This is a genomic window from Methylobacterium sp. Leaf125 (genome assembly GCF_001423085.1).
In the GTDB taxonomy this organism is placed as follows: domain Bacteria; phylum Pseudomonadota; class Alphaproteobacteria; order Rhizobiales; family Beijerinckiaceae; genus Methylobacterium.
The window spans coordinates 15951-29768 of sequence record NZ_LMNU01000016.1 but is presented as its reverse complement, the minus strand read 5'-3'; the positions used below and the strand labels follow the sequence as shown (position 1 = coordinate 29768).

The window sequence follows — 13818 nt, the reverse complement described above, 5'->3', positions numbered from 1 at the left end:
ATCAATCCAGATGCGGGAGGCGTACGGCCCCCCATTTGTCCGCCTCGGCGTCCATGACCGTGTTGATGGCCGAGGTGGGGACGCTCGCTCCCAGCATCGCCAGCATTTCCGTGCAGACCTTGAGCAGGCGCGCGCGGGCCTGGTCGGGGTTATCGCGGACCCACTGTTCGATGCCGGTCTGCATGAACGGAGGCATCGCATCCTTGATGTCCTTGGGCATGTTCGGCTTCACGCGTCGGTCTGGAGGGATGGGCAGGGCCCGGGATCGCCAGCGTCACAGCCGCGGCCTGCCCCGAGGGCTTGCGCGAACAGGCCGCCCAGATGCCCGTCCGCCCAGTCGTTCGGGAGCCGCATGTAATGACCGGGCCGCCGGATCATGCCGCAGACGAACCGACCCCCTTCGTGTTCGAGGGCGAGGCAGGGCCCCTCCTCCGGGTGGTCGGGGATGTTCTCCCGAGCGATGGCGCAGGGCTCCTCGGCGCAGCAGTAGCCGCAGCCGTTGCAGGGCGAACCGAATGCCGGCTTGACCGGGAGCCGCTGGCCTCCGGTTCCGTCCGTCAAGCGGATAGCCTGCGGCGGCAACTCAGGCATTGCCCTGGTCCCAGCCGCACTGTTGAGCAAGCGTGGCCTGCCAGTTCTCCGGGGGAACGACGTTCTGTCCTTCCATGATTTCGCGGACACGCTCTAGGAGCAAGCCACGATGCTCGGGCGGGACGTCCGCAACGGACGCTAGACCGTACGACTGGCGGGCGATCCCATCTGCATGACGCAGCCACTCGCGTGGAAGGAAGGGAAGGCCGCCGCTATCGCCTGTACCGCTTGCCATAGGCCTCTCCTAACGCTGAAACTTTCGAGAACACGACTTATCGAAAGTTAGGCGCACCAGCTCGGCGAAGCAATAGCGCCATACGGATATACGGTGCTAGCAACGTACTGAAAAACGCTGAAAGCGCTATGCATCGCTATTGCACCAGCGCACTAGGATCGAAGCGCGCAAGCGGGTAACGCCGCTTTCACCGTTGGGCGCTACGCATGCAGCGGACTTGAGGAGTACGGACGTTGCGTGGGATCGCGCTGTCGATCGCTGGCGCTGGCGCCATGATCGCTTTGGCCATCGCCTTCGTAGGAAGGCAAAGCGTCACCACTCTCCCGTCATCCAGTGGGTGGGTGGTCATAGCGGTGAACGGTTGGACCGGAACAATGCAACATTGTTACATCTACTCCGTCGAATTCACCAAAAAATCTAACTGCATGGAAGTGGCGCCCAAGTGAGAGTGATCGCCTTCACCAGCCGGAAGGGCGGTAGTGGCAAGAGCACGCTTGCGGCTCACCTGTCCGTCTACGCAGATGCGCCTGATGCGCCCGCCGTCCTGATCGACTGCGACCCACAAGGAAGCCTCGCCCTCTGGCACGAGCTGCGCCAGGCCGAGACGCCCGTTCTCGTTAAGTGCGAAGCCCGCGAGCTGGCCGATACAGTCGAGGCCGCCCGCCGCGATGGCGTCGGCTGGGTCCTGATCGACACGCCGCCGCACAACACCGCCGACATCGCGGCAGCCATGCGGGTTGCCGACCTAGTCGTGATCCCCTTCCGTCCGGCCGTATTCGATATCGCGGCCGTGGCCGCCACCCTGGAAATGGCCCGGGCGATCAACAAGCCGGTTCTGCCCGTCATCAACTCGGCCCCTCCTCGGCGTGGCACCGCCTCGGCTCACGTCGTGAACGAGGCCCGCGAAGCCCTGTTCGGGATGAAGGCGACGCCGTGGGCTGGGCAGATCACCACCCGTGCCGCGTTCGCCCATGCGTTGGCCAGCGGTCAGGCGGTTGGGGAGTTCGAGCCGGGTAGCGCGGCGGCAACAGAGGTGGGCGAGCTTTGGCAGGAAACCCGCCGAGCCCTCGGCATCAAGGAAGGGAAGAAGCGGTGACCAAGAAGCCGAGTTTCGCGAACCTGGGGTCCCGCCTCTCCCAAAAGGCCCAGGATCCGGCCGCAGCTGCGCCGTTAGAGAAGATGGAAGACGCATCTGCCGCCGAGGCCGTGACGACGGACGCCATCAAGCGTAGCCGTCAGCCGGACGGCCGGCGCGGCATCCTCGTACGGGCGCGCCCTGAAGCATGGAAGGCGCTCAAGCACATCGCCTTGGATGGCGAGCGAACCCTTCAGGACGTGATGACCGAAGCCATCAACGACGTGCTCACGAAGAACGGGAAGCCGCCGGTCGCCTGAAGCAAGTTGTCCAAATCTGACGCTTGGTACCGTCTGTTCACGACCTTTCTCGGAAACTCGGAAGGTCTGCTTCGAGGTAGGTTGGCGCAGGCTGACCTACGCCTGGGCAGGGTGGATTGCGGAAACCCAATGCTCTCTCGCCAAATGTCCGGTTTAAGAAATCGATTGGCAATTCGTTCGCGCTAAGACGTACTGGCCCAATTATCATTTTGGCATGGCGAAGGAATTATATTCCAAACCGCAGCGCAATCTTCTAGATAATCGCAGCTAAGGTTTGCATACTGACGGTTGGGCATGGCCCGGGAGGGTACATGCTCAATCCATTTATCCAGAAACTTGGACGCCGTTTCGTACTTTCTGGATCCGAAGAAAAGGCCCTGATGGGAGCGAGTGAGCGCCTTCGCGATGTCCAAGCTCGGACTGCGCTTATCTTGGAGGGAGACGTGCCCGATCACGTCCACCTGATCCAGAAAGGCTTCGCCTGCCGCTACAAGGTGCTTCCAGACGGCGGGCGGTCGATCGTTGCCTTCCTGATCCCGGGAGATTTCTGCGACCTAAACGTGTCGATCCTTGGGACTATGGATCACTGCATCGGAGCGATCAGCTCCTGCGATGTGGTTCGTATTCCGCGCTCAGTTATGAATGAACTCAGTAGGAACTATCCGATCTTAGGCCGTGCCCTGCAGTGGGCTGGCTTGGTTGATGAGGCGATCCTCCGGGAATGGCTGGTGTGCATGGGCCGTCGTTCAGCCGACAAGCAGGTCGCACACCTGTTCTGCGAGTTCTTGATCCGCCTCCAGGAGGTTGGGCTTGCGACAGAGAACAGCTACCATTTCCCGCTAACCCAGGCAGACCTCGGCGACGCCACGGGGCTCTCGAACGTACACGTCAACCGGGTGCTGCAAGAGCTGCGAGGCCTAAAATTGGTTGTTCTCAAGGAGCGACGAGTTACCTTGCCCAATGTCGCGGCCATCCAGGCCTATGCAGGCTTCAATCCGAACTACCTTCATCTGCATCCGAAGGCTCCGCCGTACCCCGCCATGTAGGCGGTATCAGACGTTACCCCAGTGACAAGAGAAAAACCCATTTGTTAAGTTTTTCGTTGGGTACTGTGCTACGCTGAGGTATCGCGGCCATATCCCAGGCCTTCCGCGCTTGAGAGACAGATTGTGCTCCCGCCTTTGATGCGTGGAGAGCCCTGTGCCTCGCTATTTTTTCGACATCCATGACGGCAAAATTCTTCGCGACGAGGAAGGTACAGACCTGCCTGGTCCTGAAGAGGCGGCTTGTTACGCGAAGACAGTCCTGCCTGAAATCACAGCACATGAGGTGCCCAGGGACGGCGAACATCAAGCCTTCTCTGTGCTGGTGACGGACGAGGATGGGCATCCCATCTACTCGGCTGCCATGACCTACACGGGCACCTGGCTGATCCGGTGAACAGATTTCCATCTACCGAGCCGGATGGGACGCCACATCCTTTGGTCGGAAGCGAAACGTCCGCTTCGAGGTGACAGGCTAAGGTCCGCTCCCCACCCAATTCGGACCCTCGATGCAGGCACCAAGCGTCCGATTTGGGCTGCTTGTCAGGAGAAAGGGCGCCGTACTGCTACAGCGCCCTTCGTTAGTAGAACCCTATTCCGCTACGGTGCTAGCACACTAGAACCCTACGACGCTTTGTACGGCGAGGTTGACGTCGGGGGCGCATTTGAACCTGTGCCCGGTCGAGATCCGCGACGGCTCTGGTCGCCCGAGCAAGCCAGCGAGCCACCGCATCTTCGTCGCCGCGCGCTTCTGCCCGAGCAAGCCCGGTCGTGATCCGACGCATGCGCCAGAGTTCGAAGCTCATCTGGGCGAGGCCTACCAAGGACGGCACCGGTACTATCTGCGGGATGGCTGGGACGGTGCGCATCAGCTAGCGACCACGTACAGGGCAACGAGGATGGTAGCGGAGATGATGTTGCCCCGTCCGGCCTCGTGCCCGGCCTCATCGAGGAGCCGGCAGCGCAGGCGCTGAAGACGGCCCAGGCCGCGGGCGACAGCGGGTAGGCCGAGCGCCAGGGCGGCGCGCATGGTCAGTCGGGTTTTCATTGGTCGGGCTCCGGCATGCTTGAAAGGGGGCCGACATCCTCGCCGCCCGAAATGTACGCATGGAGGTCGACGGCGCGGATGTAGGTGATGCCGTCGCACTTCTTGGCGGGGATCTTCCCGGACATGATCAGCTCGTAGAGCTTGCTCCGGCCAATCCCGATTGCCTCGGCCGCGTCGTTGATCCGATAGGCGACGGGGGCTGGCTTCTCGCGAATGAGCGGTCGGCGCTTGCTCTCGGTCGGGAAGGTCTTCGGGTCTGTCATGGTGCTCTCCTGCCTTGTTGGCAGCCCATCAAACCCCGCTGCATGGACCGGCGTCCTGTTCTGTGTCGGAGGAGGAGCCTCGCAGCCAGACGACTTGCGAGGCGTGGTGGTTCTCAGGGGCGCCAAGGGACGGTTCCGCGTCGGCGCCGTCCTCCTGGTCGGTGTCGCCCTCGATCTGGTCGAGGAGGGCAATCAGCCGGTCGGCGGTGTCGAGGGCAGCTTGCGCTGCGTCCTCGATCTGGCACCGGACTTCGGCCGGGGAGGGCGCCGGCAGCACCACGGCGGCAACCGGGCGACGACGCGGGGCGAAGGTGTGAATGTTGCTCATCGGGTCAGCCCTTGGCCGTGACGGAGGCCCGCAGCGCCTTGAGCAGCGCCGGATAAACCTCAGCGAAGACGGTCTCGGAGCCGTCCTGAGGCGAGCCGTCTGCGTTCCCGTGGTCGCCAACCCACGTCTCCACAAAGGCCACGAGAGCGAGGCGGCCGGCTTCCGTGGTCGGCACGGTTTCGAGCACTTCCGTGGAGATGTCGGACCACGCGCGGCTAAGGCGGCCATCCTCCTCGCTCGCCGCATGGATGCCGCCCAAGGCGTCCCAGCCCTCATCCCTGATCCGGTCGGAATAGGCGTCCCAGGCGTCCCTGGCCGCCTGGTAGCGGGCGATCGCAGAGAACACTGGGTCGGTAGACGTGCGGGTCATCACCCGCGCAGCAGTGGCCTTGAGGCTAGCCGCACGTTGTTTCAGGGAAGGGCGATCTACCCCCCGGCGGAATGGATTGGACAGCTTGAGAGAGGGCACGCGTGGCGCTCCTTTGAGTGAAGGACAGGAAGGAGGGCGCGGGGGCAGGGTGCCACCGCGTCGAGGGCGGCAGCGTCAGATGCGCTTGGCGTCAGCTTCCGAGGCGAGGCGCGCGGCCTCCTCGTAATCCCCGCAGGCGACGGCCCGATGGATCAGGGCGTCGGCCCGACGGGCCGCTAAGCCGGAGTTGCCGGGCGTGCCACGCCGAGCCAGCTCGTCCGCGATGTCAGTCTGAAAGAACGACAGGCGGTCCATCTCGGCGTTGAGGATGCGGCTGCCTCCCGCCTCGTCGTACAAGGTCCAGGTGGTCAGCCCCGCGAAGTCGGAGGCGTGCTTAAACGCATCGTAGGTACGGATCAGCGCATCATCCGAGAGGCCCGAGAGATCCGGTGCAAAAGGGCGCCCCGCGTGCTCGCTGCCGAGCATCGGGCTACGGGCGATCAGGTCGAGGATGCGGGTGTGCTCGTTGCCCTCATGCTCATCCAGAACCCAACCCTCATCCGCCAAGAACTCGACAGCGAAGCGAGCCAGGGCCGCGCAACCGGCCGCCGTGGTCGGAACGGTCTTGAGCAGCACGCCATCGACGTGCGTCCAGAACGCGGTGGTTGCCGCTTCCTGTTCGGGGAGGGGATCGATCGACCCGGCCGGCTGAGGCAAGTCGGCCGCTCTATTGCGAGCCCAAGTCAGGCGCCGCGTCTCATCGATAGCTGCCAGGATGGGATCAGCGGCCGGCAAGGCGGAGGGAGTAACGTCGGGCATGGCTGGGCTAGCATCCACCGGCTTACGGCGGATCACGCGGGAGGCTGAAGCCTTGAGAGCCGCAGCGCGGTCGCGCAGCGAGGGGCGGGCGGTATCGCGGAGAGCGAGGCGGCTGAAGGGATTGCGCATGGATGTAGCTCCGTAGATTGCTAGCGCCGTAGCGCCGTAGGTCCATTGAGACGTAGGTGGATAGGGATCAGACCAGCGTGGCGACGCCGATGACGAGGAGGCCGCCGCAGATCAGGGACAGAGCGGCAACCGCCTCCCCGAGGCCGCACAGGAGGCGCAGGGCTGGCGCGAGACGCGCACGGGCAGGTTCGGCCGCCGGGAAGTCGAGGCGCAGGTACAGCGCCAGATCCGCGGCGCGGTCGAGCACCGCCGCATCCGTGATGCCGTCGTGCTGGATGTGCCAGCGCAGATGACGGAGGAGGGCGAGGGCGCCGAACTGCGTGGCGCAGGGCGTCGCCAGTAGGCGAGCCAAGGCGCCTTCCATTTCGACGTGACGCCGCGCCACCAAGGCGTCAGAGGCGGACTGCCAGACGGACCAAGCCTCGTCGTGGTGGTCGATCGCGGCCAGGATGGGGTCAGCGTGAAACGGGACGTGTTCGATGACGTGGGCGTGTGGGGTCGTTGCCATAACCGGAGCTCCGGGGCTTGGGGTGGTCAGGAAGGTTGAAAGGGGGTGGGTCCCGTTTGGGCGCCGATCAGTCCGCCGGGATGGGCAGCGAGGGCGACAGGGAAGCCCAGGCGGTGCGATCCAGCGGATAGGCACCGGGACGGGCGAAGACCTCGCGCAGGCGGCGCAGGGCGGCGCGTCTGGCCCCGTGGGCGCCCGTGGGGTGCGCGTGGCTCACGCGCTCGCTGTAGTACCGGACGAGGGCGGCAGCTGCGTCGCGAGTGGTCGGGGTCATGCCGTGAAGGGTGAGGCGGGCGACGAACCGGGCCTTAGCCGTGGAGATCCGCTCAGCCCGCCATTCCGGGGTCAGGACGCCGCCGGCCATGCGGGAGGCCGAAAGGAGCCCGGCCGCGCGGTGTGCCGTGTCGGCAGCTTCCGCGAGACGGATCGCAGCCAGCATCGGGTCGGGCGGCGTTGCCATGCCCGTGCGGAGGAGGGGACCGAGAAGGATGGCGCCGCCGAACAGGCCGCGGCGGGTCACAGCGTGGAAGGTCATTTGCGGGCCGCCTCGGCAGCGGGCGTCAGAGGTGCTTCATTGAGAAGGCGGACCAGCTCGATATGAGAGATCACCGTGGCCGACCCGATCTTGCGGGCCTCCAACTTCCCCTCTGCGATCATCTGGTAGATCGTGGACTTGCTGACACCCAGCGCGGCAGCAGCATCCTTGGGGCGGTACGCGATCGGCGGCATGTTTCCCTCCCTGCGGGTGAGTAGGTCGACGTTGCTTCTCGGTCTCATGGCTTGGCCTCAATGTGCAGCGGCGAGGCGGGCGGTCTTGGCAGCAGCCCAAGCCTGGGTCAGGGCCTTGCCGATCAGGCCGCGGTAGGAGCGGCCAAGGACGGCGGCCCGCTGCTCGCGAACGATGGCGTTCGCCAGGAGCATGATGGCGCTGCGATCGAAGCCGGCAGCTGTGAAGAGGGGGCGGGCCTTGGCAGTGGCGAGAGCAGCCTTCGCTTCGCTGTAGACGCGGATGCCGGCCTTGCGAGCTTCCTCGCGAGCGATACGCTCGGCCAGGTTGGCAGCCGGAGCAACGAACGTGCGGTCCTGCCGCATGGTGCGGGTGGCGGCGGTCCAGGAGATCGAGCGGTTGAGGGACATTGGAGAGATCCGTCGTTTTTCGATGGATCTATCTATAAGTGACAGATTTAGACGGATCAAGTCCTTTTAGACGGTCTTGTCGTTTTTCGATGGATCAATCATATCTGCCGTATGATTTCGCCATCACAATGCCGGGCCGCGCGAGGCCTCCTGAATTGGACCCAGGCAGACCTTGCTAAGGCTGCAGGCGTCGGGGTCGTCACGGTTCGTCAGTTCGAGGGCGAGAGCGGTACCCCACGAAGCGCAACACTCGTTGTTATCGCTCAAGCCTTGGAAGCCGCCGGCCTTGAGTTCATCCCCGAGAACGGGGGAGGGGCCGGCATCCGGTTTCGTGAGAGGAAGGTTGCGACCGAGTAGGCGAGGATAGGTCGTGAGCCACCAGCTGACCGGGAACGCCGGCCTCTACCACGTGGCTCGGGAACTCTCCCGGCGAGGCTGGCACGTGATGCCGACTGTGCGGAACGCGCGAGGTGCGGACCTCTACGCTGCCAGTTCGGACGAGAAGATCGTCCTCCCGATCCAGTCCAAGGCGTTGTCCAAGAAGGTCCCTGTGCCGCTCGGTGGGAGCCTGGAGACGCTGCGCTCACCCTGGTGGGTCGTCACGACCAACGCGAACACCGCCTTGCCGTCCTGCTACGTCCTGACCCTGGATGAGGTGAGAACTGGAGCGCATCGGGGTGTGAACGATGCCGGGAAGGTGTCCTACTGGCTTCAGCCGAAAGCCTACGCATTGTCGGCGTACCTTGAGGCGTGGAGCCGACTGGGTGATCCTACCGCTTCAAGCGCCATGGACCCGTCTACGGCCTGAACTGATCGGCGAGGATCAGATGGATCGGTTTTCTCAAGCCGTTACTGAAGCCGCAAACCGCGCCGAAGCTACCGCGCTCCTGATCCGTTGCGGGTACCGTGTGTACCGACCAGAAGCCGACATAGAGGGCGAGGATCTGGTGCTTCGGCTGCAAAGTGGAGCGTTGCTCGGCGTACAGCTCAAGTCTCGCCCGTTGGTGGATTGGAAGCGATACGCCCGGCGCGGCCTCTGGATGCTGTTCCCAGATCTCTCCTACACGCCCCACAAGCCGCGACTATGGTTTCTCGTCCCACACGACATGTTCTTCGACTGGGTGAAGGCTCGGCACGGGCACAGCTCCGGATGGGTAGATCAATGGAGCTACTCGCAGGTCGGGAAGGATCTACGAGCCTTTCTAGCAGGGTACGAAGTGCGTCCGCCTGCTGAGCCCGAGCCGCCTGCAGACGGAGAGAAAAACCCGATGGCGGATGGCATCTCTTAGCGAGATGCGCGCGAGCCGGATGGTGGAGGGGGAGCGGACGCAGGCGAGGCAGGTGTGGAGTGCACTAGGCCACCAAACGGCGTGTGTTTGAGCCGGCCAACCCAGCCCTCCAGTATCGAGCAATCCACAGATTTTTTAGGCTGCCTCCAAATGTCCGTAAGTCCTGAGGAAACGGGCAACTGTAAGAGCCGCTTCCTCTGAGCAGAATTTTGCAAGCACTGTTGCAGGGCTTTTAGGATTATTTTTGCTGACAGTCATCAGATACAGCCCGAAGCCATCAAACGACGGCTCGATTTCCATAGCCGTTTCAGCCTCCGCCTGTGTAATCTCTCCGATGCAAAGCGACTCGTCATTCGAAAGGGTGGCGACAACCTGAAGCGTTGACACAGCGCTTCTCCTATTTTGGAACATTAGAGATTTATGATGTTAGCACAGGCGAGCATTTCTGTAAACAAACTTGCTGAGTACATGGAAAGCAAAGCCGCTAGGCAACGTAAGATTTTAGCAGACAGGAAATATCCTGACCCAGAATTTAAACTTGGAGCATACCATCGAGAGGCTGAAGATGCGGTTGCAAAATACTTGTGTGGAGGCGCAATCGATCCGACTTGCCTGACCAACCAAAGAAACTCGCTATCTCAGGTAAACACAGAAAAAGTAGGTACGGCCCGTCGCATCAATTCGAACATTGACGCAATTGATAGATTTTCTGAGATGTTGGATGATATTGACTTACTTGGAGCAGACGTTGTTCCGGGACACCAAAATGCGCCACCTCTAACGTATTGGAACGTTATGATTAGCGTAAGACCGGAAATTATATTGCGTGGGCAAGGGCCAAAGGGCAAAACCTTCATTGGAGCTATTAAGCTTCATTTCTCCAAGACTCACCCTTTGACGGAAGATGCGGCCGGATATGTGTCTGCTGTTGTGCAGGAGTACTGCAAAAAATCGTTATGTAATGATGAAGAGTTGGTACATGCGCCGTATTGTCAGGTTATTGACGTCGGATGCTCAAAAGTATTCAAGGGAGTTAAATCTACTTCTCAGAGAATGAAAGATATCGCGGCTGAGTGCCAGAACATTGCCGGTCTTTGGCCATCAATATAGTCACCGTTGACTGGTAGGCTTAAAAACGCTTAGCGCTGCCAGTACCCCTTCCACGTCCGGCTGACAGGCGAAACCATCGTTAGGCCAATCGTCCGCGTGAACGCCTCGCCGTTCGGGAGGCGACGGTTGTCCTCCTTCCAAAACGGTGCGTGCTTCGCATGAGGCTGGCCACATTTGACCTGTCTATGAAAAAGGATGGGCCACCATGCCGAGGACGAAGCAGGGACGGGACGAAGCCGATACGCTGATCAGGCTGGAGGTCGTTCCTAGGCGTGGCCTACGACGCGAGGAGGCCGCGCGCTACGTCGGCATCAGCACCACGAAGTTCGACGCGTGCGTGAGGGACGGACGCATGCCGCAGCCGTTCAAGATCGATGCCTGCGTGATCTGGGACCTTCGTCGCCTCGATGCCGCGTTCGATGCCTTGAGTGAACCGGTAGAAGTGGACTCGTGGGCAGACTTCGTATGAGGCGCGTTTTGACGCTCCCCATGAAATCCAAGAACGTTACTTGAAGACCGGCGCTGAATGTACGATTGCCACCGCGTGGGGGCACCACAACCGAATAGCAGCATGTCAGAGAACACAGAAAATCAGACCACCAACTTCGTCGACCTCGCAGGCGAGATCGTCTCCGCGTATGTGTCGAACAACTCCACTCCAGTCTCCGAACTGCCGACCCTGATCCAAGGCATCCATGCCGCTCTCGTGGGGCTTGCCAACGGGACAGTCCAAGCCGCACCAGAGGCCGAGATCGAGAAGCCAACGCCGGCCCAGATCCGCAAGTCGGTGACGCCGAGCGGCATCGTCAGCTTCCTAGACGGCAAGACCTACAAGACCATGAAGCGCCACCTGACCGGCCATGGACTTGACCCGCAGAGCTACCGTCAGCGCTACGGCTTGCCGGCCGACTACCCGATGGTCGCCCCGGATTATGCCGCCCAGCGTTCGGCTCTGGCGAAGTCCATCGGTCTCGGTCGGGTAGCCGATCGCAGCGAAGACGAGCAGCCAAAGGCCAAGGGTCGTAAGAAGACCGCGTAAGCTCAATTATTCGCATCGCGGCTTACACGGGGTCGCGATGCCAGTTCGGCTTCCATCGAGGTGCTGCTGCGAACCTGCGGCGATGGCTTGAGGCGGCGTGATCACAGCCTTATCCGAGTGAGGAACATCCGACACAGTTCCGAACTTCAAAGGCGCGTATCACAAATTGCCTGTCCATAAGTCCGGAAGGAGGGCTACGATGCGCAGGGTGCGGAGTTGTAGCGTCTGCGCCCTCGCATTGTCACAGCCTAAGCCGGCTCGCGAGATGGGGCACAGGAAGCATTGAGGTAAGGCCATGACAGACGCACTGAAAAAGCTCGTTGAGGCTGCCCGCCACGTCCAGCCCTCCCCCGAGCATCGAGAGGAGCAGCGTCGGAGCTTCGCCTACGGCAATACGCATTTTGAGAACCGGCTTATCACCCGCGAGATGGTGGATCGGCAGGCGGACAAGCTCGCAAAGGAGCAGGATGAGCACCGGGGGGCCTGAGAAGCGCGATAGCCGCGCGCTCGAACCCGATCTCATCACCGATGCGCAAGAACGTGCGGAGGCCGAAGCGCGCAACGGCCTCCGCCAGTTCGACGCTGGCATTGCAGCCGTACGGACTGCCCTCGACCGGGGGGGCGAATTCCGACTGCGGCCGTCGCTCATTCTTTCACTTCACCGCGAGGCGCTAAAGGGCATCAGCCTATATGCGGGCAACTACAGGCCCGGCGGCGTTGAAATCGGCGGCAGCAAGCATGAACCGCCCGGAGCGCATCTTGTCCCCGAGTTAATCGAGGAGATGTGCGATTACGTGAACGCCCACTGGGATGCGACCGCACTCCATCTGGCAGCCTACGTGATGTGGCGGCTCAATTGGGTTCACCCGTTCGCGGATGGGAACGGCCGAACGTCCCGCATTACATCGTATGTTGTTCTGTCTACCCGCATGAAAGCAGAGTTGATTGGAACACCTACGATACCGGATCAGATCGTAGATAACCGGAAGCCCTACTTCGAGGCCCTTGATGCGGCCGATGCCGCATGGATAGACGGCCGTCTGGACCTATCGAAGATGGAGCAACTGCTAGGCGCCTTCCTAGCGAACCAACTCGCGCAGTTCTTTGAGCAGGCCGGCGGGCAGATGCCTGGATAGATGGTCCGCTTCCGTAGCTCGCACGGCGAAAACGGGACATGGGAGAAGGTATGCGGTTGACGCCCAGCTAACCGCCCCTTGTCATCTTGCCGCCGAGCCAAGTTGCGTACCCGGCTCAGCGTGAGATGGACGACCCAACCCCGCCAGCCCGTGAGCAGATCGGGCGGCGGGGGCTGCTTCGGGCAGGAGGATGCCGATGGATCGGCGCCGCGCTATCGCTGGCCAACGTGTCGGGCCTCATTGGCGCTGGAGCGAGGCGGAGATTGCTCTTCTCAAGGCTGGCCAACCCGTTCCAAGCCGAACTCCCAGCAGCTGCCAGAGCAAGCGCCATCGGCTGGGGATCTTCACGCAACCCCGGAACCGGAAGCTGCCTTACCGGCCTCCTACGCCCGTCCCGGGCGAAATCCCTTGGCCTGCATGGTGGACCAGAGCCCACAAGCTGCGCTCAGAGGGCTTCAAACTAGCCCGCATCGCAGAAATTCTGAACAAATACTCTCCGCAAGTACGGGTCGCTCTTTACCCGGATTACCGAGAGAAGTGCCTACTCGCTAAGAGGCAAGCCTACGAACGTATCAAAGGCACCCCGGCATACATCCAGGCCAGCCACGAAAGCAAAGCACGGCAGGATTGCCAGCGCATCTCTGCACGCCAACATGCCCGCGCGCAGTGGCGCGAGAGCGGCGGCAAGCCGAGCGATCTGGAGAGGCTGTATCGCAGGTACGAATGCCTCTGATAGGCCGGGAGCCATGATGTCAGGGCCGCTTGCCCCCCCTAGCTCGGGCAAGGCACCTCCCCTATTCCGTCCGGCCCTGCAACAGCCGCCGGCCCCCATGTCAGCCTCACCGAAACCGAAGCTCGTCCCTGCCGATCCCGCCCTTTGGCGCAAAGCCTTCCTAGACCTTCGCCCCAACGTGTCGCCTTGCCCTGGCCTTACGGGCGCGAATTGGGCCGCGACCCATGAGAACGCCGTCACCTTCCTAGATTGATGGGTCGACGAGGCGGTGCGGCTCGGCTGGACGACGTTGGGCCTGTTCGGGGTTCACCCCGAGGCCGGGACGATCCGTCCTGACTACTGCGGCGCCTTGATAATCGGGGCCGAGCCGGTGTCCGCGATCACTGAAACCCGGATGCGGTTCGCCAACACGACCTTTTATCGAAATACGCCCGGTAAGCCCACGGGCGGCGTTTCGCTCTGGCAGTTCGGGAAGGGCAGCAAGCCTTGACGATTATATGGGCGCGAACGTGGCCGGATCGCCGGGATGCGTGGCGCGATTACGTGGCGACCGACGACAGCGTTCAAGTCGGCCGGATCTACCGTAGCGCCCGAACTACCAAGAGA

At 62.3% G+C, this 13818-nt stretch carries 24 protein-coding genes and 1 pseudogene; 12 read left to right on the top strand and 13 right to left on the bottom strand.

The genetic code is table 11. The features are described from left to right. Window position 1 precedes the first annotated feature (1 nt). On the bottom strand, window positions 2–220 hold the full coding sequence (locus ASF58_RS15610; RefSeq protein ID WP_156375712.1) for a hypothetical protein: 219 nt from the start codon (window positions 218–220) through the stop codon (window positions 2–4). Between the two features lie 8 nt (window positions 221–228). After that, on the bottom strand, window positions 229–561 hold the full coding sequence (locus tag ASF58_RS15605) for a hypothetical protein (protein WP_156375711.1): 333 nt from the start codon (window positions 559–561) through the stop codon (window positions 229–231). Window positions 562–1274: 713 nt separating this feature from the next. On the opposite strand from ASF58_RS15605, the gene ASF58_RS15600 reads away from it, so the two are divergent. The 4 genes from ASF58_RS15600 (at window position 1275) to ASF58_RS15585 (ending at window position 3661) form a co-directional block, all read left to right on the top strand. Next, window positions 1275–1922, top strand: a complete 648-nt coding sequence (locus ASF58_RS15600) for a ParA family protein (RefSeq protein WP_244477353.1) — start codon at window positions 1275–1277, stop codon at window positions 1920–1922. Further along, a complete protein-coding gene (locus ASF58_RS15595; protein WP_055954271.1) occupies window positions 1919–2221 on the top strand; it encodes a ribbon-helix-helix domain-containing protein in 303 nt (100 codons plus the stop codon). The genes ASF58_RS15600 and ASF58_RS15595 overlap by 4 nt, the downstream gene beginning before the upstream one ends. 311 nt (window positions 2222–2532) lie before the next feature. Then, entirely contained in the window at window positions 2533–3267 is a 735-nt protein-coding gene (locus ASF58_RS15590) for a Crp/Fnr family transcriptional regulator (protein WP_082486924.1), read from the top strand. A 154-nt stretch (window positions 3268–3421) separates the two neighbouring features. Beyond that, window positions 3422–3661: a hypothetical protein gene (locus tag ASF58_RS15585; RefSeq protein ID WP_055954265.1), complete on the top strand. Its 240-nt coding sequence runs from the start codon at window positions 3422–3424 to the stop codon at window positions 3659–3661. 471 nt (window positions 3662–4132) lie between these two features. Here ASF58_RS15585 and ASF58_RS15580 read toward each other — a convergent pair whose 3' ends face one another. The 9 genes from ASF58_RS15580 to ASF58_RS15540 form a co-directional block, all read right to left on the bottom strand. After that, window positions 4133–4312, bottom strand: a complete 180-nt coding sequence (locus ASF58_RS15580; RefSeq protein WP_055954261.1) for a hypothetical protein — start codon at window positions 4310–4312, stop codon at window positions 4133–4135. Next, entirely contained in the window at window positions 4309–4575 is a 267-nt protein-coding gene (locus ASF58_RS15575; protein ID WP_082513099.1) for a helix-turn-helix domain-containing protein, read from the bottom strand. Before ASF58_RS15575 ends, ASF58_RS15580 begins: the two co-directional genes overlap by 4 nt. A gap of 28 nt (window positions 4576–4603) precedes the next feature. Then, window positions 4604–4903, bottom strand: coding sequence for a hypothetical protein (locus tag ASF58_RS15570; protein ID WP_055954259.1), 300 nt, complete (start codon window positions 4901–4903; stop codon window positions 4604–4606). A gap of 4 nt (window positions 4904–4907) precedes the next feature. Continuing rightward, window positions 4908–5372, bottom strand: a complete 465-nt coding sequence (locus tag ASF58_RS15565; protein ID WP_156375710.1) for a hypothetical protein — start codon at window positions 5370–5372, stop codon at window positions 4908–4910. Between the two features lie 75 nt (window positions 5373–5447). Beyond that, the gene (locus ASF58_RS15560; protein WP_156375709.1) at window positions 5448–6260 is read right to left on the bottom strand and encodes a hypothetical protein; all 813 of its coding nucleotides are present in this window, start codon (window positions 6258–6260) and stop codon (window positions 5448–5450) included. Between the two features lie 67 nt (window positions 6261–6327). Further along, complete coding sequence (locus ASF58_RS15555; protein ID WP_055954251.1) at window positions 6328–6768, bottom strand: hypothetical protein; 441 nt, start codon at window positions 6766–6768, stop codon at window positions 6328–6330. Window positions 6769–6835: 67 nt separating this feature from the next. Beyond that, a complete protein-coding gene (locus ASF58_RS15550; protein WP_055954248.1) occupies window positions 6836–7303 on the bottom strand; it encodes a hypothetical protein in 468 nt (155 codons plus the stop codon). After that, window positions 7300–7497, bottom strand: coding sequence for a helix-turn-helix domain-containing protein (locus ASF58_RS15545; protein WP_055954246.1), 198 nt, complete (start codon window positions 7495–7497; stop codon window positions 7300–7302). Before ASF58_RS15545 ends, ASF58_RS15550 begins: the two co-directional genes overlap by 4 nt. 57 nt (window positions 7498–7554) lie before the next feature. Further along, entirely contained in the window at window positions 7555–7905 is a 351-nt protein-coding gene (locus ASF58_RS15540) for a hypothetical protein (protein ID WP_055954243.1), read from the bottom strand. Window positions 7906–8016: 111 nt separating this feature from the next. Between ASF58_RS15540 and ASF58_RS25075 the strand changes: the two genes are divergently transcribed. Both ASF58_RS25075 and ASF58_RS15535 read left to right on the top strand, forming a co-directional pair. Further along, window positions 8017–8262: a helix-turn-helix domain-containing protein gene (locus ASF58_RS25075; RefSeq protein ID WP_082513098.1), complete on the top strand. Its 246-nt coding sequence runs from the start codon at window positions 8017–8019 to the stop codon at window positions 8260–8262. A gap of 13 nt (window positions 8263–8275) precedes the next feature. Next, on the top strand, window positions 8276–8713 hold the full coding sequence (locus ASF58_RS15535) for a hypothetical protein (protein WP_055954240.1): 438 nt from the start codon (window positions 8276–8278) through the stop codon (window positions 8711–8713). A 616-nt stretch (window positions 8714–9329) separates the two neighbouring features. Here the strand turns inward: ASF58_RS15535 and ASF58_RS25930 are convergent. Continuing rightward, window positions 9330–9581, bottom strand: a complete 252-nt coding sequence (locus ASF58_RS25930; protein ID WP_156375708.1) for a hypothetical protein — start codon at window positions 9579–9581, stop codon at window positions 9330–9332. Between the two features lie 33 nt (window positions 9582–9614). Between ASF58_RS25930 and ASF58_RS25925 the strand changes: the two genes are divergently transcribed. Further along, window positions 9615–10304: a hypothetical protein gene (locus ASF58_RS25925; protein WP_156375707.1), complete on the top strand. Its 690-nt coding sequence runs from the start codon at window positions 9615–9617 to the stop codon at window positions 10302–10304. Between the two features lie 29 nt (window positions 10305–10333). Here the strand turns inward: ASF58_RS25925 and ASF58_RS27230 are convergent. After that, window positions 10334–10465 (bottom strand): annotated as a pseudogene (locus ASF58_RS27230) (IS1595 family transposase); the annotation flags it as partial. 44 nt (window positions 10466–10509) lie between these two features. Between ASF58_RS27230 and ASF58_RS15525 the strand changes: the two are divergent. From ASF58_RS15525 to ASF58_RS15505, 5 genes are all read left to right on the top strand, one after another. Continuing rightward, the gene (locus ASF58_RS15525) at window positions 10510–10773 is read left to right on the top strand and encodes a hypothetical protein (RefSeq protein WP_055954234.1); all 264 of its coding nucleotides are present in this window, start codon (window positions 10510–10512) and stop codon (window positions 10771–10773) included. 102 nt (window positions 10774–10875) lie between these two features. Beyond that, window positions 10876–11343, top strand: a complete 468-nt coding sequence (locus ASF58_RS15520) for a MucR family transcriptional regulator (protein WP_055954231.1) — start codon at window positions 10876–10878, stop codon at window positions 11341–11343. Between the two features lie 295 nt (window positions 11344–11638). Continuing rightward, on the top strand, window positions 11639–11830 hold the full coding sequence (locus ASF58_RS15515) for a hypothetical protein (RefSeq protein ID WP_055954228.1): 192 nt from the start codon (window positions 11639–11641) through the stop codon (window positions 11828–11830). After that, on the top strand, window positions 11811–12479 hold the full coding sequence (locus tag ASF58_RS15510) for a Fic family protein (RefSeq protein ID WP_055954226.1): 669 nt from the start codon (window positions 11811–11813) through the stop codon (window positions 12477–12479). The genes ASF58_RS15515 and ASF58_RS15510 overlap by 20 nt, the downstream gene beginning before the upstream one ends. 1001 nt (window positions 12480–13480) lie before the next feature. Beyond that, a complete protein-coding gene (locus ASF58_RS15505) occupies window positions 13481–13702 on the top strand; it encodes a hypothetical protein (RefSeq protein WP_055954224.1) in 222 nt (73 codons plus the stop codon). Window positions 13703–13818: the final 116 nt, after the last annotated feature.